This window comes from Saccharicrinis fermentans DSM 9555 = JCM 21142, from assembly GCF_000517085.1.
GTDB classification, from domain to species: domain Bacteria; phylum Bacteroidota; class Bacteroidia; order Bacteroidales; family Marinilabiliaceae; genus Saccharicrinis; species Saccharicrinis fermentans.
This window is the reverse complement of record NZ_KI912107.1, coordinates 1,812,949-1,839,687: the sequence shown is the minus strand read 5'-3', so window position 1 is coordinate 1,839,687 and position 26,739 is coordinate 1,812,949. Positions and strand designations below refer to the sequence as shown.

Genomic DNA, 26,739 nt, shown 5'->3' with positions numbered 1-26,739 from the left:
AGTATATTAAAAATTAAATATATGAAAACCAAAAATCTATTTATATGGTGCCTTGCATTGCTATGTAATGTTATTCCTTTGTTGGCACAGTCTACATCAGTAAAACCTAATATTGTTTTTGTCATTACCGATGACCAAGGTATGGGCGATTTGGGATGTACAGGAAACCCTTATGTGAAGACACCTCACATTGATAAGTTCTATAACGATGCGGTTCGACTGACCAATTATCATGTGAGTACTACTTGTGCACCCACCAGAAGCTCCATAATGAGCGGTCGACATTGTAACAGGGTCAATGTTTTTCATACCATAGCAGGACGTTCTATTCTATTTGAGGATGAGATTATTCTTCCTCAGGTGTTGGCTCAAAATGGATATACAAATGGCATGTTCGGTAAGTGGCATTTGGGTGATAACTATCCATACCGACCCGAAGATCGAGGCTTTCATGAGGTGGTTAGACATGGGGCAGGTGGTATTGGCCAAGGACCGGATTTTTGGATGAATGATTATTTTGATGATACTTACGTGCATAATGGGGTGGAACAAAAATTTGAAGGGTATTGTACCGATATATTTTTTTCAAAGGCTTTGGATTTTATTGAGGAAAATAAAGATAAGCCATTCTTCTGTTATTTGTCTACCAATGCACCACACGCTCCCTATAATGTCGACCAAAGATATTTAGACCTATATAAAGGAAAGAAATTTGAAAAATTAGATCCTAGGCTTCGTCGCTTTTATGGAATGATCACCAATATAGATGATAATTTTAAAAAGTTGGAGAATAAATTGGATGAGTTGAACTTGACAGATAATACCATTCTTATTTTTACTACAGATAATGGAACATCAGCAGGACGTAGTACCTATAATGCCGGTTTAAAGGGCGGTAAAGGTAGTCAGTATGATGGAGGACATCGTGTTCCGTTTTTTATTCGCTGGCCCAATGGTGATTTAAGTGGTGGAAAAAATATAGATCAGCTTGTTGCTCATTATGACTTACTTCCCACCTTTGTGGATCTCTTGGGTGTTAAATTTAATCCGGTGAAACCATTGGATGGTAAAAGTCTTAAGCCTTTGCTAACAGAAGATAATCCGGCGTGGCCTAATCGTATTTTATACATGGATACGCAACGTGAGCAAAATCTGATAAAGTATAAAAAGTATACCGTAATGGATGAAACCTGGCGCTTGGTGGATGGCGATAAATTATATGATATTAAAAAAGATTTAGGACAGGAAAATAATGTGATAGATCAATACCCTGAAGTGGCCGCGCGATTAGCCGTAGGGTATAAAAATTGGTGGCAGTCCTTTCTTGATGATGGTGTGGATCAGCGTTATGCCTATATCAAAGTGGGAACTCCTTATGAAAATCCAAGTAAAATATGTTCTCATGATTTAATCATTGGTGCCTATAAAGGTGTCTGGCATCAAAATGGCGCTATTACTGGTGAACAGGCCGAAGGGATCTGGAAAATTGAATTTGTTACCGGAGGTGAGTACACCATCTCTTTGCGTCGATTTCCACGTGAAAGTGCATATGCTATCAATGCAACTTTTCCTGCGCAAAATAAAAGAGTGGAGCTGGATAAGACGGCGCCGGCTAGTGTGAAAAACGATTTTACTGAGGCGCATCTCTATGTGGCCGGACAAACAAAAGTGAGACCTATAGAAGAAGGACAAGAGGAAGTAACTTTTAAGCTCCATGTTCCTGCAGGAAAATATGATATGGAAGCACGTTTAATTGATGAAATGAAAAGGGTGCATCCAGCTTATTATGTTTATATAGAAAAGTTATAGCTTGATAAAACTGGCATGGTCCGGTTGTATGTTGTAAAAAGTGCCCAAAGTATTAAAAATTAAATGAGCGTATATGAAATGTATTCAAGTCGATAAATTAGGAATGCTTTTTCTTGTTTTTTTGGTGAGCGGAGTAATGAGCTACTCAGCGCCGAAAGAAAAACAAGAGGTGTTAGATATAGATGCCTATCTAAAAGCCGCAGATCCTCAATTGATATATCCAACAGCACTTCAAATTGAAATGCTCAAGAAAGTGGTGCCTCAGGAGGCTTTTCAGCCTGCGCCACCTATTTCTGACCGGAAGCATTGGGATAGGGTTGCTGATGGGGAAGAAGGTAAGGAATACCTGAAAGAAGCACTTGCCCAGTTAGACAAAGCACCGGAAGTACCAATAACGGACGAAATTTATCGTAGAGCCAATAAAGAAGGAAATAGAGGTATTTATAAGCCTCGTTATTATAGAACGATGGATAGACTGGAGCGTTATATTTTGGGTGAGTGTATCGAGAATAAAGGACGTTTTCTTCCTCAAATAGTCGTTTATGTGGACTCTATAGTCGCAATGAAATCATGGATGCATCCCAATCATGATGACCGGGAAAACAGTGTGCTGGAGGGAAAACGGGTTGCTATTGACCTGGGGGCTCGAAAATTTGGTTTAGTACTGGCTATGGCCAACTCTTTGTTAGAGGATAAATTGCCGGCAGCATTAAAAGCAAAAATAGATGAACAGCTACAGTGGCGTATAATGGATTCTTATCTCAGAAGCTGTAAAGGTGAAGATACGAAAAGCAATACCTGGATTCGTAGTACCAGTAACTGGAATTCGGTTTGTACCAGTGGTACTATTTTTACCACCATTGTTGCCTCTAAAAGTTATGATGAACGAATTGCCGCTATTGGTTGCGCTTTAAATAGCATGGTCTACTATTTATCAGGCTTTGGCGCAGATGGTTATTGCTCCGAGGGAACCGGTTATTGGAATTATGGTTTTGGTCATTATCTTTATTTAGCTGAAATTTTAGATGATTATACCAATGGTAAAGTTGACCTGATATCTTTTAACGATCCTCAGAAGTTAAATAATGTGGCCAATTTTCCCGAACGATTCCAAATTCATGAGGGTATGTATTCTCCTTTTGCAGATGGTGTAACCCGAATTAAGCCCGGTAGTGATAATTTTGCCTATGTAATGGCGGCTAAGCATTATGGTGCTAAAAAACCGCTTACCTTTGTGCCGGATGAAAGTGTTCAAAGCTTAATTGTATGGAAGGATGGTGATGATTATACGGCACCGTATACTAAAACAGTTTTACCTGCGTATACTTATTTTGATGATATGGGAATTGTTATTTCTCGTGGTTCGCAAAGAATACCATTCTCCATTTCAATGAAAGCTGGTCACAATGCCGAAAACCATAATCATATGGATGTAGGTAGCTACGTAGTTGTGTTGGGTGATGATTATATCTCGGGAGATATTGGTGCACCTTCTTATATAGCAGGTGCTTTCTCTGATCATAATCCGGCCCGCAGTTCTTGGGGACATCCTGTACCTAGAATTAATAATACTTTACAATCCAAAGGAAAGGAGCATAAAGGGATTATTACGAAAACCCGCTTTCAGAAAAATAAAGACATGGTAACTATGGATATCAAAGCTGCTTATGAAATTCCAGAGTTGAAGATCTTAAACAGAACCATGATCAACGATAGAAACGGAAATGGTACTATCACCGTTAGCGATGAATTTAAAACATCGTCTCCAGTTATTTTTGGTACTGCCGTTATGGTAAATGTAGATTATAAAGTGGTGGATGAAAAAACGATCGTTATTACTTCAGAAAACCAAAAAGTAAAAGCAGAAGTAAGTTCCAATGGAGCTGCGTTTAAAATTACAGATGAAGTAGTACCCGTGAAACACTTGCGTAGTGGTAAAAAATCATATCGCATTGGCATTGATTTTGTTGAACCTCTTACGTCAGGGTCCATTACTGTGCGTTATACGCCTATTGAGGAGTAAATTAGTTTGTAAATATGTTTGTGGTGACTGCGTGTGTATGCTTTGTATATGCCGCAGTACACTTTTCTGATACAGATTATTCTCTCATCTTACTCGTTGATTTCTTTGATTTTTGTATTTCAGCAAACCCTTCCTGCAGATAGGTGGGGAATATTATCGTCAAAAACTTGCCAACTATAACAACTCCAACAACTCGCCAACATTACTTGTAATTTACCCCACATTGCAGCTAAATTGGCGGAGATTCTTGTTTTGTAGCCACTTGCGTATTTTTTTATTTTCATTTTGTGTACTACAGATTTTTTTCGGGTAAAGGGAGGATATTTGTATTTCAGAGCATCATATAATTGTTTTACTTTTTCGTTAGGCTCATAGCAACGTCTTATTGAAATAGTTTGATTCTCTACGTTTTGAGCAGTTGCTGTAACCGCCTTTTGTGTATTCATTATGCGGACGAATTCTTTCCATCCATGGTTTATCCCTTTACTTTTTAGTTGATACCTGATTGTATTCACTACCCAATATGCCAACAACCCAAGGTGCAGATGAGCCATTGTACTTGAATCGGTTTTGTGATAAATTGGGCGTAAATCAAGATCGGTTTTTAAAACTCGAAAAGAAGCTTCAATCTCCCGGATGGTATTGTAAAAACTCCATAAAACATCTTCATCGTAATTTTCAAGTGAGGTGCGCAAAAAATAGACTGCACTACGCGCATTGATTTCTATGTTTTCTTTTACCGACCATTTTATTGATGATGCAACCGGATGCTTTTCTGTCTGGAGTTTCCTTGCAAAGACTATTTACGAGGCTATCGTCACTTTCTTGATAAGTGAACAAAGGGTTATTGCAGTTTTCGGCCTTTTCTGTGATAAGCTTTTGTATTACAACTAATTGATTTGCATTCAAATCATCTAAGTATCCGGCATTGACCATGGTGCGGTGGGATACCCTACCGTCTTCGTTGGGGTAGCTCTCAACCAATCGATAATAACCAGAGTAAACTCCAGATTCTGGATTTTTGCGCATGGATACTTTGAAATACATGCCCCAAAGAAACTATCTAATTTATTCAAAATCAATACGCCCCTGTGTACAATAAATGGATTTTCGAAAAAAGCTACAACAGATAACCAGCTACTTGCAAAATTAAACTGCCCCAAAACGACCGATTTTGCCTAAAAAAAAGCTGAAATTTGTTGAAAACGCTCTAGATAGGTCAAGAGAATACTATAAACAATATAAACCCAAATATTATTTATTTGAAGGTCAGAAAGGGGAACAATATAGTAGTTCGAGTGCACAAAGGGTATTAAAAAATGCCGTGAATAAAGTAGGATTAAAAAAGCATGTTGTATTACATACACTGAGGTATCGTTTTGCCACACATTTATTAGAGAATGGAACTGACATTAGATACATCCAAGAACTTTTGGGGCACAGTAGTCCAACGACAACTATGATTTACACTCATGTTACAGAGACCAGTATAAGAAAGATTAAAGATCCATTTGATAATATGTAAAACATACTTAACTTGCATTAAAGTGGGAATTCTCGTCTTTTTTACTGGGAAGTAAAAAGTATAAAAACATCAAAACCTCCGCATAGCCAACCAAAATTGTTGGATAAAAGGATAAAAGTTCCGTATATAAACAAGTTGAACGAAAGCTCCTTCGTCGCTAATTAGAAAAGTGGTAACTTAAAGTATTATTCATTAATACTTTATAAGATGAAAAAAAAACATTACGCGCGCAGGTCATTCAAGAAATGCGCTTACGCGGTTACAGTGAGAGAACTGTAGATACTTATGTATCTATGCTCTCGATTTTGGCAAAGTATTACAGGAGGTCTCCGTCAACACTTAGTCATCAGGAAGTAAAAGATTTCTGCTATTATCTTCTTCAAGAAAAAAAGCTTTCGAACAGTACCATCAACCAAATGATTAGTGCCTGGAAAATATTTTGGGTGGATATACTTGGGAACAAGTGGGATGGCATTAAGATAAAGCGTCCAAGAGTAGCGAAGAAACTACCCACGGTTTTGTCTCAGTCAGATGCCTATCGTTTGGTGACAAGTTCATATAATGTCAAACATCGTACATTAATGATGTTGACTTATGCAACGGGCATGCGGTGCGAAGAAGCTCTAAGTTTGTTGCCTGAGCAAATAGATTCGGCACGTTTGGTTGTACGCATAAAGGGCAAGGGTAATAAAAGCCGAGAAGTACCACTTCCAGAGGATATATTAGAACAACTCAGAATTTATTTTAAACAGTATCGTCCTTCGAAGTATCTTTTTGAGGGCTTTAAAAAAGGGAAGAAATATTCCGCAACAAGTTTTCGTAAGATAGTATCACGTGCTGCCTTATCAGTAGGTATAAATAAAGGCGTATCGCCTCATGTGTTACGACATTGTTTTGCTACTCATATGCTTGAAAGAGGTATCAATTTGAAACGGTTGCAGTTACTGATGGGACACAGTTCACTAAAAACAACCTCAGGTTATCTTCATTTGGCTCACCCTTACCTTGGCGAAGTTCCCAATTTGTTAATTCCAATAAAGCAGGCACAGCCATGAGTCACACCGAAAATAGTAAACAGAAAATAGAAGTGGCCGATGTTGTGAGGAGCTGTCAAGATGATATTGCTACCAAGTTAAGGTTGAACAAAGAACAACAAAAAGCTATTGAAGCTATAACAAGGTGCCGTACATCAGAAGCAGGCGGTCATATTGCGTATTGTAATAACAGCAGCTGTAGTTACAGTCAACAGTCCTATAACTCTTGTCGCAATAGACATTGCCCCAAGTGTCAGTATTTAAAGCAGCAGCAATGGGTCAATAAGCTCACTAGTCGATTAATGCCCGGACGCTACTTTCATATTGTATTTACCATACCAAGGGAGCTACATCCATTGTTTTACATCAACCAACAAGCGTGTTATGACTTACTGTTTCGTTCTGCCTCCCAAGCTTTACAAAATGCAGGACGCAATCCTTCATTTTTAGGTGCTGATGTTGGAGCACTATGTGTACTGCATACCTGGGGGCAAACATTAATGTATCATCCCCATATTCATATGCTGGTTCCCGCTGGCGGCCTGTCTACGGATGGTATGGAATGGGTTGCTTCGCCCAAGAAGTTCTTTGTGCCCGTAAAGGCATTGTCTGGCATGTTTAGAGGTATACTAGTTAAGCAACTCGAAAAACTACTGATCAAGGAAAAACTGAGGTTACCTAAGGAGTTTGAAGGAGCTCAAATGTTGAAATCAGAACTGTACAGTAAACGATGGAATGTATACTGTAAAAAGGCGTTTGGGGGTATCAACAGTGTATTACAATACTTGGGCAGATACACCCATCGGGTAGCTATATCTAATAATAGGCTAACATCTTTATCGGACAAGCAAGTGAGCTTTACCTATAAAGATTACAGACAAAATAGCAAGCAAAAACAAATGACCTTAAATCAACTTGAATTTGTGAGGCGTTTTATACATCACGTCTTACCTAGCGGATTCTTTAAAATCAGATATGTTGGCATACTTGCAACGGTACATATACATGGTAAACGAGAACAGGTAATTGCACTAGTGGGTGAAAATATGTGGTTGTCAAACCTCGAAGGCCTTACCTCATATGAAGTGTTAAGAGCATTAATAGGAAAGGATCCTTGCATATGCCCCAAATGCAATAAAGGCATAATGGTTCGCACAAGGATATTGCACCAACTAGAATGACATTAAGCAGATAAAACGTTCTTTGTTTCATGGATGCAAATAAAACAACCGTTCATGTGGGTGTAACGGGATTGTTATGCCTTAAACCAAACGAAATTAACATGCTGATGAAAGAATGTTGTATAAATAACAGAGAAATATTAGGATCAGAGCGTTTACAAAGAAAAAGAACTAGATGAAATGTGCATAGGTTAGGCCGCCTTCGTTCAACGTAATTTTATCCTTCATGACTAATAAATATTAGCAATCATAATTTTGGATATTTATCAATGTTCAACTTTTTACTTATCTTGGTCGAACAAAGGATAAAATCCTTATAAGTTGTACACAAGCATGACAGAGCATACCTCAGAAGAAATTAATTAGAAGTAAAAAAAATGAAAAAGAATAAGCCTTACCTTTTGAAAAATTGTATTCTAGTAATCACGTTTGGAATATTCCTTATTACTTCTTGTGGACCAAGTGAATACCCAAAAATTTCTTTAGACAAGCTAGACCCAAAACTTAAAAGTACAGGTAACAAGGTTGCAAAAGACATTATAACTTCAATGAATCATAAAGATGGTGTTAGGTTTCTAAAAGAGAAAGATTATATAACGCCTTTAGTTCATGGAAGAATTATGCGTGGGATGGAAATGTATAATGAATCGTTTCAAATGGCTTCAGTAGCAATTGGTAATGTAGAAAAGATTAGCCTATTTCAAGTAGTTGACAAGGGCGTAATTAAAACCATGAGATACAAGTTGAAAACTGACGATAAGAGTTTAAAGTTTATTGAATTAAAGATTGACGTAAATGTTAATTATAAACTTGCAGACTTTTACTTGTATTTGACTAGTCATGACGGATTCTTGAAGCGAGAAAATGTTTTCCCCAAAGCAGCTAAATAGTGCCAGTGTACAATTGAGTAGCCAGCCGATAGGCTATTAATTAGCCTATCGGAGAAGCTCTCACACCACCTAGCATACGGGTCTCGTACTGGGCTGTTCCTTACATCATGGGGAATCGAAGATCGGCGGAGCCAATTTGCCGTCGGTATTTGCTGCGCTAACCGCTCACAAATAATCTTCACAGCTGTCGTCACAAACAACCACTACGTTTTTACATTCGTAAAAAGTGTCACTTGCTAACGGTTCGAAGCGTTACCTTCTTCTGTGATAGGATTTTACGAATACAAATATTTATATGAAAGCATTCGTGAACTTCGTTTCACCCTCTGGATAAAATGCAACACAGCCCTTGGTTTATTGAAGATAATTTGTATTTTTAATTTTTTTCAACAACTTTGAGCCGTTACAAAACATTAAAAACAAGACGTATATTTAAGGATAATATTAAAGGTCAACCAAACTGAATATATGTATAAATTAAAATTAATAGTCGACAATAATGAACGTTGGCTAAATACGTTACACTATGAATATTTTTGTCCTGTAAAAGACAATAAAGATTCCTACAGAAAGTTCTTGCAATTGAATTTTCCTTTTGATACGGATGATGAAAACAAGCTATCAACTTATCATAATAGAAACGTGTCATCCATTAGATTAAGTCGTTTAGATAATGAATTAAAAAGAGAAGCATTAAAAGAGGCAGAAAGTAACCTTACTTCGCTCTATCATGATGATGCACCAAAAACGCCCAAAGAAAGGTATTATTCTGCGTTGACAAAATTACGTTATAGCAAAGGACTCGACCATGGTATTATCCCGAATATAGATCGGAAATACGATAGATATATACGTCCTCAGCAAGCCATATGTAAACCGGTTGAATACAATAAATTCGGAGGTATTTTCAATTTGGAGCTAGCATCTTCATCAGATGATGATTTTTGGTACGAATGGATGTTATCCTCTCAACTCAAAAATGGTAGAATAGAATTTTATGAAGGAGATGGCGACATGGCTTTTAAAATCCAATTTTGGGATTGCTTTTGTATAAGCATCGGAGAAAAGATGAGTTCGCATGGTAACTCAGCCATGATGATGCAAATGCGCTTATCGCCTGCCATCACACAAAATAGAAATATACAGCATGGAAAAGTGTGGAAGATTACCGATATTCATCAACCATGGAAACCTGCTACCGCTGCACCGGTTCAATCAACCGAAAAAAAGGCGTTATTGGTTAAGAAGCTTGAAGGACCGTTTACCGAAGACGGCAAAATAGTGGAGGAGTTGATAATGGGGAACAGTTATATTTACAAAGCCACCGAATACAACGATGGTGAGGGCTATAAGTTAAACAACACGCAGTGGAGCGTAGAACTAAATAATGATGGAAAGCTGAAAGAACTTACCATATCCAATGCTTTTGAGCAAGATGGCATAATCTGTTATAAATACACTCCCGAAGAAGCCGAAAACATTAGAGTTTATGCATGGTGCAACGAAGCCAGTAAGGATGTGAGTGTAGAAGTGCCTGTTGTTTGTTTTCCTTTTTGCGTGGATAGATTTAAAGTTCCAGGGTTAAATAGAGAAGGTACAAATATTGCGGAAGATTTAACCTATGGTAAAGGTATCGCAACTAAAACTCCAAATAATGTATATGATTCGGAATCTGTAGAGCGATTTAAAAAAGAATATATTGAAAGAGGTTTTGATATTAACAAACATGCAATTTTTGCAAATGTTGAAAACTTAAAAGAAAATCCATTCGACAAATCATTTAATCACTCTACACCGTCAGAAGGTTCAGATCATTTTGCTAATGTACAAAGAGAGATTGATGCTCAAAACAATGCAGAAATGATGAGAATAGCTGACGATTTTGATAAAGTTAACTATCCTAAAGCCATTTATTCTAAAGAACGAATTTATGATGCTAAAGCATGGCTCATTAAAGATTGGGTGTACGAAGATTCTGGAAAAGATATAAAGGATTATCATGAAGGTAATTTGCTATTCTGGGACACAAGTGATGAGAATATTTTTAAAGCATTTGAAGAGTGGGCAACACTATGTTTTTCCTATGGTGAAATGGAAGGCAATATTGAACGTATGATTGCAAAATTCAAACGTAACGAAGGAGGTATTTACGAAGATCCTATATTAACCAATGATATCGCAAATCATAAAGCTACCTTGGAATATTGTTCAAATTTGGAAGACTTTATTGCAGAAAAAATAAAAACAAGTAAAGGGAAATTGTCAGATATTATTGAAAAGCAAATTGATAAAAATTATGACGAAAGGGGTTATAGAGGGAAAACAACTGCGAAAGGAGCAAACTTTGCGAAGCCAACATTTGGTTCTCTTTTAGATACTATAAAAGGTGAAACGATTGCTTTAAATGATATTTGGGCAACAGAAGTGTATGTATCAGAAGTTCAGTTTGACAATGATAATTATAAAATAAGCTATGAGGTAACCTTATGGGATCATTTTGGACTTGATATTACAGATATTGAAGATATCCCTAATACTATTCCTGTAGCAAAGGAAGCCTTTGCTGCTTGGTTTGCATTACAACACCTAAGAGGATACAAGCCATTTGTTACCAAAATAACCTTCACAAAAGAGTTTGAAGGTAATATAAATAAAGGCAAAATGGAGCGCAATAATAAAAGAGAAGCTTTAAGAGCAGAAGAAACTAAAGAGAAAATTAATAATTTACCTGAATTCAAAAGTTTATAATTTTAATAATGAAGTATATTTTATTACTGTTCGTTTTAGGTGTGCTATTTTCCTGCATGCCTAATAAAGATAAGCCACCCAAGGTGTTTAGACTTGAGAATAAGACAGGAGTTTCCCAAGGAGGGGACTTAACTAAATTTACGCTCAGGGAATATCTTTTAATAGATAATTTGCCTAAGAATAAATTAATTGTTGATAGCTTAATTAGTGACTATTTATACACAAAAAGTTTTTTAGCAACAGACTCTATTATTTGCGAAAATTTTGATGTTAACCTATTTTTTATTTTATTTTTCGAAAAAACCACTTGCACTGAATATTACATTGAGCATAAGGAAGATAAAAAACATGAAATTTATGGAGATGGTTCTGGGCGAAATGGAGATTGTAGCAAAGATTGTTTAGCATTCTTTGCTTATTACCGTTCCGAAGATAATCCCAATATGTGGTATTGTAACCATCCGAAAGGCAGACAGGATACCATATGGACTTGTAATAAATAACGTTTTGTAACACGTGTTCATACATCATAGCTTTGTCGCAGGTGCAACACAAAGCTACGATGCATAGCATAACCGTTGGTGTGCCACGAAGCTGTGGTAATTCACTAGGTGCAAATCCTACCTAAATAATTTTTGTTAAGATTATTGCTTCATTCAGCATAATCCAAGTAAACTTGGTTTTACTTTCACTTATCGCAATAATTTGTTGTTCATTTAGAAGAACTGCTGACAGTTATATCCGTGAGGATTATCGCTGAAGCTCGGTATGTTCAAATGACCAAGCCGAATTATCAATCCCGAAGGAAAAGAAAGGCGAGTTTCGAAAGTTGGGAATTCCAACCATTAGAGATAGAGTTGCACAAATGGCAGTAAAGATGTTAATAGAGCCACTCTGGGAAGCCGACTTTGAAGAAACTTCGTATGGATTTAGACCAAAGCGTGGAGCACATAATGCGATCAAGCAAATCAAGAAGAACATTTATGAAGGGCATCATTTTATTTATGACACAGATTTGTCGAAATACTTTGATACCATCCCTCATGATAAGCTGTTTGTACTGCTCAAAGAGCGTATCAGTGACAACGGGATTTTGAATATTATTAAGCAATGGCTGAAAACACCCAAACAATTAAAGAACGGGAAGCTTCTGACATTCAGGGCAGACACTCCGCAAGGAGGAGTTATCAGTCCATTGCTGTCGAATATTTACCTGCATGCTTTTGACCGCATTGTTAATAGTCCAAATAGTAAGTTTGCCAAGGGCAACATTTGCATAGTCCGTTATGCTGATTATTTTGTACAGATGGGTACTTACTATTACAGTAGGGAAATACTGGCTTATATCAATTCCTTAATGACAAGGATGGGACTGACCATCAATAAGGAAAAGACAACTATTTTGCATGTGCATAAGAAAAGCCTATTCTTTTTGGGGTTTGAGTTCAGGGTAATCCGCTCCAAATTCGCTTGGAACAGGAAGAACTATACCAACGTCCGCCCGAGTATGAAATCAAGGAGTAAACTCTTTGCCAACATTCGTGAGCTTTTAGCAAAACGTAGGCATTGGAAGATTGAACCTTTGCTTTACAAGCTCAACTCATTATTAATAGGTTGGCTTAATTATTTCTCTATAAGTAAGGTAACGCACATTTGGGAAACCATAAAGGTTATCATCAAACACTTGGATTATAAACTATTTAAATGGCTCAAAAGCAAAGGACGTAAAGCGCACAAGTCGCTTCGCCAGCGACCATACAGTACTTTTGTACAAAGCAAAAGGCTGTTAGACTTGGAAAAGTATGCACGCTTGAAAACCCTTGCGAAAGCTCAATGAAGAACTCTATCGGTAAGCCGTATGAGGGAAAACTTCACGTACGGTTTGATGAAGGGGGCGCTGATAGTTTACTTATTATTGCTACTTTTAGAAGTAATAATGGGAGTAAGCTATCAGGCTCTACTCTACCCTGCAAGGCTAAGAGTGTTTACTGCTAAAATGAAAGGTGATGAAGTTGAAAATTTGGTTAGAGAAAAAATTAGCTTGTTTTTACCAGAAAGGTATTTAGTAAAACAAGGACATGTGGTGAATTCAGAAGGAAAAGTGGCTGACAACAATGATTTTGGAATAATGGGACGTTATGTGAAGATGTATACAATGAAGAAAAATCAATAAAGCCCGGCAGGTAATCCTATTTTAGGTACAACCATAACGGTGGAAAGACTCAGAAAACGAGGTTATATTCCTTTAGTTACAATGTACAATGAAATAACATCTTCTTTATCCACTAAATCTAACTCATTATTGGCTCCGCCGATCTTCGATTCCCCATGGTGTAAGGAACCGCCGTATATGCTCGAATAAATTAAAATAGTATTTTAATTTGTGAAGAGGAATAACGAAGTTACCCGTACGTACTTTTTAAGAAGTAAAAAGTCGTGCTGTGAGAGGCTCTCCGCTAGGCTAATGGCCTAGCGGCAGTCTACTCAATTAGCCTTTCGTTATTTTTCAATTCATTCTAAACTGTATTGGCCTCTAAAAACCGAGCACTTTTTTAGTTTTTTTCTATTTTTGTGTCGGACAAACTGGTCCGACGGTGATTTGTTATACCGAAGGATCTACGAAAGGGATATTTCCGCAAGTTTTACCCCTTTGCTTATTTTTTGTGTTTGATCCTTTTTTCGTGGTATCGAACCACTCAAAAGGAGGACAAACTGGCCCTCTGGCTCAATATTACCCGAAGTATCGGACTGGGCGTTCTTCAGCGCTTCTATATACATTCGTTTATACTCCATCGGGGAGTAATGGTTCAACCTGTGTAATATCCAATGTGTATTGTAATTGTCAATAAATTCAGCTATTTCCCGTTGAGCTTCCTCAATAGAATTAAAAGGCTTGATCTGTAGAAGTCTCTTCCTCCAGGGTACGGTGAAACCGCTCAATTATGCCATTGCATTCCGGCGACCTCACATACGCCTTCGACATTCCTAGGCCAAGAAACTTCATCTCATTCATAAAGTCTGCAGAGTCATATTGTGAACCGTGATCACTACGTAACTGCAGCTCCATACCTCTGCAAACATCTCTATTAACGGAGCCAAATTGTTTCCGAATAGCAGAACGTACTGGCTCCATAGCCGCAAAACGGTTACCAATCTTTGCTATATGCCATGCCAATATTTCGTCATTAAAATGGTCAATAACACCGAAAAACCAGTGCCACCCACTTCCATTAATCCAGAACTTTTTGCCATCAGTGGCCCACATTATATTTGGTTTGTCAGTTATAATGCGCCCCTTATGATCGTTCTTCTTAGTACTTCTGGATCTCCTGTTTGGACTCAGTAAATCATTCTCACGCATAAGCTTATTCACTCGCTCTTTCCCAGCCCTAATGGCATTGTTAGGCCTTCTTTGCATGCGCTTTTTAACCTTGAAATAGCCTTCAGATTTAAATACACTATTCTGAATTTCAACCTTGATCTCATGCAAGACGGTCTCATCACTATGAAGGGGTTTTCTACCTCGTTTACCTGTTTTTGCCACTGGTTTCTCATACCATGTGCTACTACTATAACCCACTACCTTAAATATAAGTCGCTTTGGATATGGTTTTTGCGTTATAGAGCAAACCTCTTTCATCAACAAGGCGATTATCTCCTTTTTAGTTTTGCTACCAATTCGTTCTTTTTTTTTGTGAGTTCCAACTCCATTTGCAGCTTACCAATCATACGTTCGGCCTCCTTTAGTCTAGAATCATCGGGCTTGCGCTTAAATCCATCAGCTCCATGCTTAACAAACTGATCACGCCAAAAACTCAGATCGGCGATCGTTACTCCATACTTACGGCTTGCAGCCTCCATGCTTTCTCCTCGAAGCAAGGACAGAACAATTTCTGTTTTGATTTTTGTCGTAAAACGTGTCTTTTTTTCCATAGCAGTACAAATTTAATTGTTTATTTTTCTGCTCGGTTTTATTACGGGCTAATATACAATTCATTCTAAACCGATTTTCTTATTCCTAGTATGTAACAACATGAATTTCATCACAATTTAATTTTCCAGATTGTAATCAAGGAACTTCTATAGTTAAGCTTTTACGAAGATTATTATTGCCAACCCAAATAACAGTCGTTCTTACAAAGATGAAAAACGAGAATAAACAGAGAAATGAAAGCCATATTGAATCAAATTCAATAAGAAAACAAAACATCAAACTAAAGCAAAAGACAATGCTTATGACCACGGATAGCAGTCCAATTGGTTTTAAGTTCTCAACATAAGTCTGATGCTTTTCGCTAAATCCTATTTTATCAATTGAAATAAAGATATTATTGTATCCAAATACAGCAAAATTAAGAATATTCACATATTCATATTCAATTTTTTTAATTTCACCATATTTAGGAGCAGTAGCCATACCTGGAACAACCATGCAAATTTTTTCATCATTCACTCTTGAAACAGGGTGGTAATTTTTACCTTGACCTTCAAAATTGACACTCCAAGCTCCTTTAGTTGAAATAATTTGATACGATTTGGTTTTAGTATCCTTAATTACTGCCCAAATAAGAATTAGAAATATTCCTATACCTAATGCCAAAATAAGCATACCCAAGCCCATTAAAAAACTCTCACTAAAAAACAGAATTGTTAAGTACCATAAAGCGATATCGCAAGCACCAAAAAAGATAAATGCTTCAATATGAAAAATACGTATATTTCGAGCACAACGCTCAATTATAAATTGTTCAATTGTATTTGGGTTTCTTGTATTCTTTATAGGTTCTTCTTGCATAAAAACTGAATTATTAGAAAAGGTCTTTCAAAACCTTGTAGCTGAAAATATTGTTTATTAAACACTTTTATTGCTATTTGTTCTTTGTTACCTTGAGTAATGAAGGCTAACGTGATTGCTATGAAGTCGTAGGCTTGTGTTGCGCCTGCGGCAAGCCTATGCTTTATTAGCTTTTGTGTGTGCCCTGCATGTGCTGCAGTACACCCACACCCGAAATTGTTGAAAAAGTTTGAAAATACAAATTATCTTCAATAAACCTCGGGCTGTGCTGTATTTTTATCCAGAGGGTGAAAGTCCCATCACGGGCGAAGGTAACGCTTCGAACCGTTAGCAAGTGGCAAGCTGGTATAGGGTGACCTATGCAGTGAAGGAAGCCAAACGGCAAACTCCGGTACTGACGGACAGAAACCGCATATGAGGCTTTATAAACCGGATGAGCAAACACATCATTGTGACGTCCAAACGCCAAGGAGGCGAGTGTTTATAAAGTAGATGCGGCAGGCATTGGAGGTTATTGGTGAGCGATTAGCGCAGCAAATATTATATACAGCTATTACCAGGGGAGATCTTGTCAACCACGTGTTGGTTATGGCAAGAAGTCAGCCGACGCCATAGTATTCAACAGTAACGAGCTGCAATAAGATATGCAGAGGACTCACAAGTTGAAGAAGGGCTGAACTTTACATCGCTATTGATCTTTGATGGAAGTTAAAGGATTAAAACCTTTCTAGCCCCAAAGAGATATAGCAGGGAATTAAGAAGAATAAGTATGAAAAGAAGAAAACGGGACACTAATCATTTAATTGAACGGGTACTTTACCCTGCAAACTTAACCATAGCTTGCAAGGAAGTGGTACGTAATAAAGGTGCAGGAGGTGTTGATGGTATGAAAGTTTCCGAACTTAAAGACCATCTCGACCAAAACCGTAACCAACTGGTAGAACAAATCATGAACGAAGCGTACTTACCACAACCAATACGTGGCAAGGAAATACCTAAAGGAGGTGGTAAAACCCGATTATTAGGTATTCCTACCGCTATTGACCGTATGCTGCAACAGGCAGTATCACGGGTGGTAATGATGTATTATGAGATAGATTTTTCTACCTATAGTTATGGATTTCGTCCTGAACGTAACACGCAACAAGCAACAGGAAAAGCACTGAGTTATATTAATTCAGGCTACCAGCATATTGTTGAAATAGACCTAAAAGAGTTTTTCGACAGGGTTGACCATACAATATTGTTACAGTTGCTGTACCGTAAAATTAAATGCAAACAAACCATGTGTTTGATACGTCGTTGGCTACGTGCTCCGCTTGAAAAAGACGGTAAACTCATCAAACGACGTATAGGTGTTCCGCAAGGCAGTCCTATTAGCCCATTGTTATCCAATATAATTCTTCATGAATTGGATTCAGAAATGGAACGACTAGGACTCCGCTTTGTACGTTATGCCGATGATTTTAGTATTTACTGCAAAACTAAGGCTGAAGCAAAGAAGGTAGGTAACACGATCTACTTATTTCTGCGGGACAAATTAAAACTTCCCATTAATAAAGAGAAAAGTGGTATTCGCCGACCTGTAAACTTTCAGATACTAGGCTTTGGTTTTGTACCTATTTACCGCAAAGGTATCAAGGGTAAATACCAATTGGTAGTCACTAAGAAACGATGGCAGAGCTTTAAAGCAAAGCTCAAAGAAGAGACCCGAAAAACGAATCCCAAGAGTTTCGATGAGCGCATAAAGAAGATTATTGAGATTCAACGTGGTTGGATCAATAACTTTAAATATGCCAATATCAAAACAAAACTGGAAGAGTTGGATGGCTGGCTCCGTAATCGTCTTAGATACTGCATTTGGCATCATTGAATTGGAGCAAAGCGGAAATCATGAACACAAAAAATGAACACTTGTGAATAAAAAAGCCTGACAAGAAAAGGAAAAACCTGATCCGATTAGGCATTGAAGCTGGTATGGCCTATGCTTGGAGCAGAAGCCGAATTGAGGAACGAAATCATGAATGCCTTAAAGCATATACATATATTATGAATAATGGGTGGTTGGGCTATCGCTCAATTGTAACGCAGTGTAAATCGCCAACGAAAATTAAATTAAACAGATTGTTGGCAAAGTCCTATTTTAGGAACAACCATTACGGTGCAACGACTTCAAAAGCGAGGCTATATCCCATTAGCTTCTATGTACAATGAAATAACAGCTACTTTACCTACTAAGACAAATTCGCTATTGGCTCCGCCGATCTTCGATTCCCCATGATGTAAGGAACCGCCGTATATGCTCGAATAAATTAAAATAGTATTTTAATTTGTGAAGAGGAATAACGAAGTTACCCGTACGTACTTTTTATGGAGTAAAAAGTCGTGCTGTGAAAGGTGCACTGGCAGGGCTACAATCCTGTCAGCCACCTATTCGATTAGGCGTAGTTATTATTCTTTTTTAGTCATTCCTATAATATTGGATTTAATCCAAAATGTTGATGTCCCAATAATTTTACCACTTCCTATTGGGTAAAACTTAAACATTATTGTATCATCTGTAATAAGAATAGAATTCTCTAATTCTTGATTTAAAAGTGCAGTGTCAATAAATATATTTTGAGCTTGCTCTCCCTTTAGTTTTTCAGGAATAGCTTGTGTAATATCGAGTTTAGAGGTTGGCATTTTTAATATACAATTATTATTTATCCAATTTAGAAGATCTTGATAAAAGGTTGTATCCAATACATATTGACTACCAGAGTAACCAACAAAGTCTTTTGATAATGCCTTAATCATAGATTTTATGCTGGATGTAAGTATGAACTTTTTCTCGAATCTTAGACCTTTTTCTCTGTGAAGTTCAAATATTCTAAGTAGCGATGTGAAATCTAATATGAAGCTGTTGTAGTTTAATAAATTAATATCTGGATATAGACGTGGAGAATATTGAATTATTCCTTTTTTATCATATTCCAAATTGTAATATGCACGGATGTAATTATTAGAGTATTCATTCACAACAAGTTCTGTAAACGAGATTTTACCAGCGTAATATTCATTTATAAATTCATCTGGTTTATGATCTTGTTTCCCTATGATTTCTTCAAAGAAATCTAAAATCCGACCTTCTTTAATGTGCTTTTCAGCGTTAAATGATTGCATAGGTATTTGACTAAACGGATTTTTATTATCAACTTCTAGAACAATTTGATCATGTAATGAAAGGTATTTGTTCATAATTCGCTTGATGATTATATCATGCGTACTATTCCCAAATTTACCGCTAAACGAGACCTTTTCATTTACCTTTTTATTTAATAAAACTTTAGTATTAGGATTTCCATCTGTCAATTCTATAAATGATGTAGTTCCATTATTTTCAAATTTCACAAAATGTCCAACTTCAACCTGCTCAAATTCTTTCAATATTCCCTTTGGGCATTTTACACAAGCCATGAAGTAATCAGTTCTTGCTGGTGAATTATTTTCATCAATTGCTTGCTTGTAAAATAATTCCAGACCTTCTAAATAAAATCCATTTTCAATGAGCGATTGTGCTACAGCACGAGCATTAGGATAACTAGAGAAGCTATTTTTTTCAATTAAAGAAATAATTTTTACAAATTGATTTTTTGAAGGATTGTCTATTTCATTCAGAGCTATAGCATAATTAGCAACAATAAATTCATTAAATTCTATGTGGGTTAAATACTGCTCACAAATATCTATTATTTCAGACCATTCAAATAACTGTCTTTTTAAATCTACTTCTAATTCTAAAATTTTAGGATGAAAAGAAAAATTCTCCCGCCAGAGTTTTAAGACCTTAAGTAGTTTTTTATTATTAGACTTTGAGAAATAAAGAGCTTGAATATATTTAAGAAGGTCTTCAGATTGAAGTTCAAAATTCAAAAAAGACTCATAGATATTAATTGCCTTTGGAAATTCTTTTAAAGTCAAGTATGCATTAGCTAAAGCAGATTGCATAAATGTTTCTATGACATTTTTAGATTCCCAAATCATATCAAGTTTTTTCAATGTTTGTGAATCATTCTCTCCTTTATAAACTTTCAGAACTTCGATCAATAAGTCTTTTGATTCTTCGTTAGGGAAGCGTTTCTCGATAATATATTCATCAATTGAAATATCAGATATTCTATTATTATCATTTAAGACAATAGGAATAATAAACAGATGTCCCAAATGATGGGTAATATCCGTCAATCCTTTTAAAAATTCCTTTGCAGTTGAAATATAGTTATCAATATCATCTAGTTTTTCAAAACAAACCAATTTTAAAGCGAGTATCTCAGATGTAGGATTTTCTGCCTCTGTAATTACTTCAACTGCACCTTTTATGTCACCAATTAATTGCAGGGAATTAGCTAAAATAAGAGAATTGTATGGTTGTTGTTTTGGGGATTGTGTATAGAAATCTTTCATAGTATATACAAAACCCTTCTTCCCGCTCATTAAAAACTGAACATATGAACTTAAAAACTTCAATGAACTTGTATCAGATGTTATCTCAGAGTTTTCTATTGCTTTAAGGTAACTATTTAGAAGTGCTAAAATGGGAGAAAAGAAATCCGCTGGCAACTGAATACGCTCATTAAAACTTATATATAAGCTCGCAATCTTAGAACTAGCACAATTAACTAAGTAAGCTCTTTCTCTAAAATTCTCAAATGTCGTTGGCTCCCCATTAAATTCTGTAATATCAATTAGTATATTATACGCCCTAAAAGCTTCTGCTAAATCAGCGTATGTTCCTTTTTCAATGCTACGGATATGAATTAGTGATTTAAATATTAAATCTTCGGTGACTATTTTGGGAACACTTTTTAAAACGTCACACAGTTTTTCGTTCTTCTTTATAAGACATTTTACCACCCATGCTTTTGAATTAAATTCGTCTAAACCTAATAATAAATCAGCAAGTTCTTCTGCTTTATCATCCTCATTCAACCTAAAATATGCGTAACATGCATTTTCTAAATTCTCCCTAGATTTCCCATTTAATTTATAAGCTCTTATATATGCTTTTTGCCATTCATTTTTTTTATCGAGCATATATTCTAAACACTGTCCTTTAAGTGTTTCTAGACTTGATTTCATAATATCAGTCGGGTTAAACTGATAGTTTTCAAAACTTTTTTCTAGAGCAATCAAATTTGAGAAAGCTGTTCTAGGTTTGAAGTTTTCCAAATTTGATTTGTACTGTTTGACCTGTCTCCTATATTCCTGTTCTAATTCTGATGAACTTGTATTCTTTAATTCCTCTTTTAATGTTTCTATAGCCGTTTGGAATTCTGATATTATTTCCAAATAACGTTTCTCGTCACGTATTTCTTTGAGGTATCTATAAGCTGATTCTTGTTTTACTAGCTTAGTTTCAAATATTGAGAAAAACCTTGCGTAATCACCTGAAATTTCGTCGTTACGTAAGTCTATGTTTGTCTGTTGAGATGCTTTTTGAAAAATATTTTGAATCTTTTGTCTCTCTTTCTCCCTAATATCCGGGTTTTTGCAATATTCCCTTAATGATTCTTCAAAAGCTTTGTTAATTTGTTTACGAACTTCTGTACTGATAAATAATTTTCTTGCTTCAATAACAATTCCAGCACCAATACTAATTCCAAAACTTGCTAAACCTTCCATCGGTGTCATATCGCCTATCTTATTTATAGATTATTGTACTAATATAATTGATTTCTAATGGGTGTGGTTCATAATTACGCCTAACGGTTGTGCTATGCAGCGTAGCTTTGTGTTGCGCCTGCGGCAAAGCTATGATGTATGAGCACGTGTTACAAAACGTTATTTCTTATGTCACCAATCAGGATTATCCTTAAAAAAATTAAAAGCTTCAAAATATGGCATTAACCAGTCGGGTCGGCTATCTATCCAAACCTTTTCATCAGCCTCTTCGTCAGATGAATGGAAAAACCATTTGTTATTTTGTGCATATCTATATTTGTATTCAAAGGCTTCACTAAAAATTAAATAATGACGTGTCGGTGCATGTTTGTATTTAAGAAATGTTTGACCAAGCGATAATTCATTGCGTTCCCCATCTCTATAAACAAGCTCAATACGGTAAAATCCTTTTTTCATTAGATATTCAGCTGCAGACAATATAGTCGTATCATTCGTAAGGTCATTTGTATTAGACAAAAGGAGCTTACGACTTGAGTATCCTTTATTGGCAGTAACAGTTGTATCAAAATGATTAAATAAAAACGATTTGATTCGTTCTAAAGCACCAGAATCATAAATATCTCTATAAATCATTCCGTAGTTCCCTCTATTTTCATAAATTTTATCGAATTTCATTTTTGTATATTGTGCATAAATACAAAACGAAACAATAAAAATTAAAATAACGATTAAAATTTTCTTACTTCTTTTCATCTCTGGTTATATTTATGGGTGACTCTCCATTTATAGTACCTGTAAAAGAATAAGTCAATGGAATATAGGTAATAAATGGTCGATATTCTCTTAGATGCTGAAGCATATACCAACTAACAAAATTCTCATTCTTTCTAAATTTATCAGCTAAAATATCAGTTGCATCTAATCCGAAATGGTCGAAAATATCAAGTTTGAATTGTCCTTTGTAACTATTTCCTTCACAAGTAAATGAAAGTAAAGATATATCATATGCTTGTGTACCATTTACCGAAATACCAAGACCGCTTAATTTATCAGAATATGCTAGACTGGGAAGATTTTGCAGACCAACTATACCCAAAACACTTGGGTCGCCACCCTTGGTTTCATCATATTCTTTGCGTATAAATTGGCTTTTAGTATCACTTACCCTTAGCTCCGATAAATTTGTAAGGCTACTGAGCGTTTCATGTAAGAGATTACTAAATCCTGCTATAAACCCTGTTGTTCTCTCATGATTTGCAATTGCATTTGTAAGTCTATCATCTGTATATTTAGCATTTGTTGTACTGTTAATTTTGAAAAAACCAATCATATCATGAAAATTGTCATCAAGTTCTCCCCAGGCGTACAAATCCAAATCTCCAAATTCTTCAAACAACTCATCGTCTGTTTTTTCATTTAATTCCTCAATAAAATCCAAAGCATATTTCACATACTCCTCTTTATCTTCCTCTTTATATTCTTCCCCATCTAAATTATCGTAACCTTGCTCTAAATCTTGTCGCAACCTTGCCACTTCTTGAGGGTAAGCAATATCTAAACACTTAATATCAGGCCTTGTTAGATCTTCACCTCCAGTGCTATTGCATATGCCTGCTCTGCGCACTGAACGCGCTATTACAAAAGGAAAACAAACAACAGACACTTCCACACTCACATCTTTACTTGCATCATTACACCAGGCATAAATTCTGATGGTTTCGGCTTCTTCCGGGGTGTACTTATAACAGATTGCCCCATCTTGCTCAAACGCATTGGACATGGTAAGTTCTTTCAGCTTTCCATCGTTATTCAGTTCTACGCTCCACTGCGTGTTGTTTAACTTATAACCATCACCATCGTTGTATTCGGTGGCTTTGTAAATATAACTGTTCCCCATTATCAGCTCCTCCACCTTTTTGCCGTCTTCGGTAAACGGACCTTCAAGCTTCTTAACCAATAACGTCTTTTTTTCGGTTGATTGAACCGGTGCAGCGGTAGCAGGTTTCCATGGTTGATGAATATCGGTAATCTTCCATACTTTTTGATGTTCCACACCACGATTACGGGTAATGGCGGGTGATAATCGCATTTGCATGGTCATTGCAGAATTGCCTATGGAAGTCATTTGTTCTCCAATGGTAATACAGAAACAATCCCAAAATTCTATTTTAAAAGCTTGATCTCCATCTCCATCAAAAAAGGAGAAACGCCCTTGATGCATCTGACTGGTAAGCATCCAGTCGTACCAAAATTCATCATTGGGTGTAGACTTAAGTTCGAGGTTAAATATTCCTCCAAATTTATTGTATTCTATATTTCTGCAATTTGATGGAATTGGCTTTATATATCTGTCATACAGATAATTAATATTTGGTATAATACCGTGGTCGAGGCCTTCATTATATCGCAAACGCATTAGCTCATCGTAGTAAATATCTTTTAGAGATTGTGTAGTGTTGTCAGAACGACCAAATGAGCTGAAAAATACGTGATTACTTTTAGTAGCGCTTTCATAGGCTTCACGTTGCAGTTCTTTATCCTTAGGTGTCAACTTAACCGTTGGTGGGTTATAGGTCTGGAAAGAGGCTAAATTTTCTGAATCTTCCATTTCGAAAGGGAAATTCTTAAACAGAAACTTTTTGTAATAGCCGTCGCTGACTAGGACAGGACAGAAATATTCATAGTCCATTTTTGTAAGCCAACGTTTGTTATCGTCAACTTCAAGTTGAATTTTATACATTGGGTGTGTGGTTTATAATGTTTTGTAACTTATAAGGATTTTATCCTTTGTTCGACCAAGATAAGTAAAAAGTTGAACATTGATAAATATCCAAAATTATGATTGCTAATATTTATTAGTCATGAAGGATAAAATTACGTTGAACGAAGGCGGCCTAACCTATGCACATTTCATCTAGTTCTTTTTCTTTGTAAACGCTCTGATCCTAATATTTCTCTGTTATTTATACAACATTCTTTCATCAGCATGTTAATTTCGTTTGGTTTAAGGCATAACAATCCCGTTACACCCACATGAACGGTTGTTTTATTTGCATCCATGAAACAAAGAACGTTTTATCTGCTTAATGTCATTCTAGTTGGTGCAATATCCTTGTGCGAACCATTATGCCTTTATTGCATTTGGGGCATATGCAAGGATCCTTTCCTATTAATGCTCTTAACACTTCATATGAGGTAAGGCCTTCGAGGTTTGACAACCACATATTTTCACCCACTAGTGCAATTACCTGTTCTCGTTTACCATGTATATGTACCGTTGCAAGTATGCCAACATATCTGATTTTAAAGAATCCGCTAGGTAAGACGTGATGTATAAAACGCCTCACAAATTCAAGTTGATTTAAGGTCATTTGTTTTTGCTTGCTATTTTGTCTGTAATCTTTATAGGTAAAGCTCACTTGCTTGTCCGATAAAGATGTTAGCCTATTATTAGATATAGCTACCCGATGGGTGTATCTGCCCAAGTATTGTAATACACTGTTGATACCCCCAAACGCCTTTTTACAGTATACATTCCATCGTTTACTGTACAGTTCTGATTTCAACATTTGAGCTCCTTCAAACTCCTTAGGTAACCTCAGTTTTCCTTGATCAGTAGTTTTTCGAGTTGCTTAACTAGTATACCTCTAAACATGCCAGACAATGCCTTTACGGGCACAAAGAACTTCTTGGGCGAAGCAACCCATTCCATACCATCCGTAGACAGGCCGCCAGCGGGAACCAGCATATGAATATGGGGATGATACATTAATGTTTGCCCCCAGGTATGCAGTACACATAGTGCTCCAACATCAGCACCTAAAAATGAAGGATTGCGTCCTGCATTTTGTAAAGCTTGGGAGGCAGAACGAAACAGTAAGTCATAACATGCTTGTTGGTTGATGTAAAACAATGGATGTAGCTCCCTTGGTATGGTAAATACAATATGAAAGTAGCGTCCGGGCATTAATCGACTAGTGAGCTTATTGACCCATTGCTGCTGCTTTAAATACTGACACTTGGGGCAATGTCTATTGCGGCAAGAGTTATAGGACTGTTGACTGTAACTACAGCTGCTGTTATTACAATACGCAATATGACCGCCTGCTTCTGATGTACGGCACCTTGTTATAGCTTCAATAGCTTTTTGTTGTTCTTTGTTCAACCTTAACTTGGTAGCAATATCATCTTGACAGCTCCTCACAACATCGGCCACTTCTATTTTCTGTTTACTATTTTCGGTGTGACTCATGGCTGTGCCTGTTTTATTGGAATTAACAAATTGGGAACTTCGCCAAGGTAAGGGTGAGCCAAATGAAGATAACCTGAGGTTGTTTTTAGTGAACTGTGTCCCATCAGTAACTGCAACCGTTTCAAATTGATACCTCTTTCAAGCATATGAGTAGCAAAACAATGTCGTAACACATGAGGCGATACGCCTTTATTTATACCTACTGATAAGGCAGCACGTGATACTATCTTACGAAAACTTGTTGCGGAATATTTCTTCCCTTTTTTAAAGCCCTCAAAAAGATACTTCGAAGGACGATACTGTTTAAAATAAATTCTGAGTTGTTCTAATATATCCTCTGGAAGTGGTACTTCTCGGCTTTTATTACCCTTGCCCTTTATGCGTACAACCAAACGTGCCGAATCTATTTGCTCAGGCAACAAACTTAGAGCTTCTTCGCACCGCATGCCCGTTGCATAAGTCAACATCATTAATGTACGATGTTTGACATTATATGAACTTGTCACCAAACGATAGGCATCTGACTGAGACAAAACCGTGGGTAGTTTCTTCGCTACTCTTGGACGCTTTATCTTAATGCCATCCCACTTGTTCCCAAGTATATCCACCCAAAATATTTTCCAGGCACTAATCATTTGGTTGATGGTACTGTTCGAAAGCTTTTTTTCTTGAAGAAGATAATAGCAGAAATCTTTTACTTCCTGATGACTAAGTGTTGACGGAGACCTCCTGTAATACTTTGCCAAAATCGAGAGCATAGATACATAAGTATCTACAGTTCTCTCACTGTAACCGCGTAAGCGCATTTCTTGAATGAC

20 protein-coding genes and 4 pseudogenes are annotated in these 26,739 nt (G+C 36.5%); 12 read left to right on the top strand and 12 right to left on the bottom strand.

Going from position 1 to position 26,739, the window contains the following annotated elements:
- Positions 1–21 precede the first annotated feature (21 nt).
- Together CYTFE_RS0107365 and CYTFE_RS0107360 are read left to right on the top strand one after the other, a co-directional pair.
- Positions 22–1,809: an arylsulfatase gene (locus tag CYTFE_RS0107365; protein WP_027471287.1), complete on the top strand. Its 1,788-nt coding sequence runs from the start codon at positions 22–24 to the stop codon at positions 1,807–1,809.
- 73 nt (positions 1,810–1,882) lie between these two features.
- Entirely contained in the window at positions 1,883–3,832 is a 1,950-nt protein-coding gene (locus CYTFE_RS0107360; protein WP_027471286.1) for a heparinase II/III family protein, read from the top strand.
- Positions 3,833–4,061: 229 nt separating this feature from the next.
- On the opposite strand, the pseudogene CYTFE_RS32140 reads toward CYTFE_RS0107360, so the two are convergent.
- Positions 4,062–4,623, bottom strand: a pseudogene (locus CYTFE_RS32140) (IS1634 family transposase); the annotation flags it as partial.
- Positions 4,541–4,879 (bottom strand): hypothetical protein, encoded by a 339-nt coding sequence (locus CYTFE_RS0107350; protein ID WP_027471284.1) that lies wholly within the window; start codon positions 4,877–4,879, stop codon positions 4,541–4,543. The gene CYTFE_RS0107350 and the pseudogene CYTFE_RS32140, both read right to left, overlap by 83 nt.
- Positions 4,880–5,006: 127 nt before the next feature.
- On the opposite strand from CYTFE_RS0107350, the gene CYTFE_RS25470 reads away from it, so the two are divergent.
- From CYTFE_RS25470 to CYTFE_RS0107310, 9 genes and pseudogenes are all read left to right on the top strand, one after another.
- Complete coding sequence (locus CYTFE_RS25470; RefSeq protein WP_052343060.1) at positions 5,007–5,357, top strand: tyrosine-type recombinase/integrase; 351 nt, start codon at positions 5,007–5,009, stop codon at positions 5,355–5,357.
- Positions 5,358–5,590: 233 nt separating this feature from the next.
- Positions 5,591–5,812: pseudogene (locus CYTFE_RS31435) on the top strand (phage integrase N-terminal SAM-like domain-containing protein); the annotation flags it as partial.
- Positions 5,801–6,412 (top strand): tyrosine-type recombinase/integrase, encoded by a 612-nt coding sequence (locus tag CYTFE_RS25465; RefSeq protein WP_262505569.1) that lies wholly within the window; start codon positions 5,801–5,803, stop codon positions 6,410–6,412. The pseudogene CYTFE_RS31435 and the gene CYTFE_RS25465, both read left to right, overlap by 12 nt.
- On the top strand, positions 6,409–7,572 hold the full coding sequence (locus tag CYTFE_RS0107335; RefSeq protein WP_027470237.1) for an IS91 family transposase: 1,164 nt from the start codon (positions 6,409–6,411) through the stop codon (positions 7,570–7,572). Before CYTFE_RS25465 ends, CYTFE_RS0107335 begins: the two co-directional genes overlap by 4 nt.
- Before the next feature lie 377 nt (positions 7,573–7,949).
- A complete protein-coding gene (locus tag CYTFE_RS0107330) occupies positions 7,950–8,462 on the top strand; it encodes a hypothetical protein (RefSeq protein ID WP_027471283.1) in 513 nt (170 codons plus the stop codon).
- A 468-nt stretch (positions 8,463–8,930) separates the two neighbouring features.
- On the top strand, positions 8,931–11,210 hold the full coding sequence (locus tag CYTFE_RS0107325; protein ID WP_027471282.1) for a DUF3289 family protein: 2,280 nt from the start codon (positions 8,931–8,933) through the stop codon (positions 11,208–11,210).
- An 8-nt stretch (positions 11,211–11,218) separates the two neighbouring features.
- Complete coding sequence (locus CYTFE_RS0107320; protein ID WP_044262651.1) at positions 11,219–11,713, top strand: hypothetical protein; 495 nt, start codon at positions 11,219–11,221, stop codon at positions 11,711–11,713.
- A gap of 293 nt (positions 11,714–12,006) precedes the next feature.
- Entirely contained in the window at positions 12,007–13,047 is a 1,041-nt protein-coding gene (locus CYTFE_RS25460) for a reverse transcriptase domain-containing protein (protein ID WP_262505578.1), read from the top strand.
- 21 nt (positions 13,048–13,068) lie between these two features.
- A complete protein-coding gene (locus CYTFE_RS0107310) occupies positions 13,069–13,383 on the top strand; it encodes a DUF6602 domain-containing protein (protein ID WP_154665629.1) in 315 nt (104 codons plus the stop codon).
- Between the two features lie 443 nt (positions 13,384–13,826).
- Here CYTFE_RS0107310 and CYTFE_RS31840 read toward each other — a convergent pair whose 3' ends face one another.
- From CYTFE_RS31840 to CYTFE_RS0107295, 4 genes are all read right to left on the bottom strand, one after another.
- Complete coding sequence (locus CYTFE_RS31840) at positions 13,827–14,150, bottom strand: IS3 family transposase (RefSeq protein ID WP_081735934.1); 324 nt, start codon at positions 14,148–14,150, stop codon at positions 13,827–13,829.
- Positions 14,095–14,850, bottom strand: a complete 756-nt coding sequence (locus tag CYTFE_RS25455) for a DDE-type integrase/transposase/recombinase (RefSeq protein WP_052343059.1) — start codon at positions 14,848–14,850, stop codon at positions 14,095–14,097. The genes CYTFE_RS31840 and CYTFE_RS25455 overlap by 56 nt, the downstream gene beginning before the upstream one ends.
- A gap of 11 nt (positions 14,851–14,861) precedes the next feature.
- Positions 14,862–15,143 carry a transposase gene (locus CYTFE_RS0107300; protein ID WP_044262647.1) on the bottom strand — a complete coding sequence of 94 codons (282 nt, stop codon included), beginning with the start codon at positions 15,141–15,143 and terminating at the stop codon, positions 14,862–14,864.
- Between the two features lie 136 nt (positions 15,144–15,279).
- Positions 15,280–16,005 (bottom strand): hypothetical protein, encoded by a 726-nt coding sequence (locus tag CYTFE_RS0107295; protein WP_027471278.1) that lies wholly within the window; start codon positions 16,003–16,005, stop codon positions 15,280–15,282.
- A 769-nt stretch (positions 16,006–16,774) separates the two neighbouring features.
- On the opposite strand from CYTFE_RS0107295, the gene ltrA reads away from it, so the two are divergent.
- Positions 16,775–17,878: a group II intron reverse transcriptase/maturase gene (gene ltrA / locus CYTFE_RS25450; protein WP_244880315.1), complete on the top strand. Its 1,104-nt coding sequence runs from the start codon at positions 16,775–16,777 to the stop codon at positions 17,876–17,878.
- Positions 17,879–18,456: 578 nt separating this feature from the next.
- Here ltrA and CYTFE_RS0107285 read toward each other — a convergent pair.
- The 6 genes and pseudogenes from CYTFE_RS0107285 to CYTFE_RS31420 all read right to left on the bottom strand — a co-directional run.
- On the bottom strand, positions 18,457–21,678 hold the full coding sequence (locus CYTFE_RS0107285; protein WP_027471277.1) for a hypothetical protein: 3,222 nt from the start codon (positions 21,676–21,678) through the stop codon (positions 18,457–18,459).
- Between the two features lie 162 nt (positions 21,679–21,840).
- The gene (locus CYTFE_RS0107280; protein ID WP_044214347.1) at positions 21,841–22,422 is read right to left on the bottom strand and encodes a hypothetical protein; all 582 of its coding nucleotides are present in this window, start codon (positions 22,420–22,422) and stop codon (positions 21,841–21,843) included.
- On the bottom strand, positions 22,409–24,409 hold the full coding sequence (locus CYTFE_RS0107275; protein ID WP_027471275.1) for a DUF3289 family protein: 2,001 nt from the start codon (positions 24,407–24,409) through the stop codon (positions 22,409–22,411). Before CYTFE_RS0107275 ends, CYTFE_RS0107280 begins: the two co-directional genes overlap by 14 nt.
- 349 nt (positions 24,410–24,758) lie before the next feature.
- Positions 24,759–25,921, bottom strand: a pseudogene (locus tag CYTFE_RS32135) (IS91 family transposase).
- Positions 25,918–26,529 (bottom strand): tyrosine-type recombinase/integrase, encoded by a 612-nt coding sequence (locus CYTFE_RS25440; protein ID WP_262505569.1) that lies wholly within the window; start codon positions 26,527–26,529, stop codon positions 25,918–25,920. The pseudogene CYTFE_RS32135 and the gene CYTFE_RS25440 overlap by 4 nt, the downstream one beginning before the upstream one ends.
- A pseudogene (locus CYTFE_RS31420) lies at positions 26,518–26,739 on the bottom strand (phage integrase N-terminal SAM-like domain-containing protein); the annotation flags it as partial. The gene CYTFE_RS25440 and the pseudogene CYTFE_RS31420, both read right to left, overlap by 12 nt.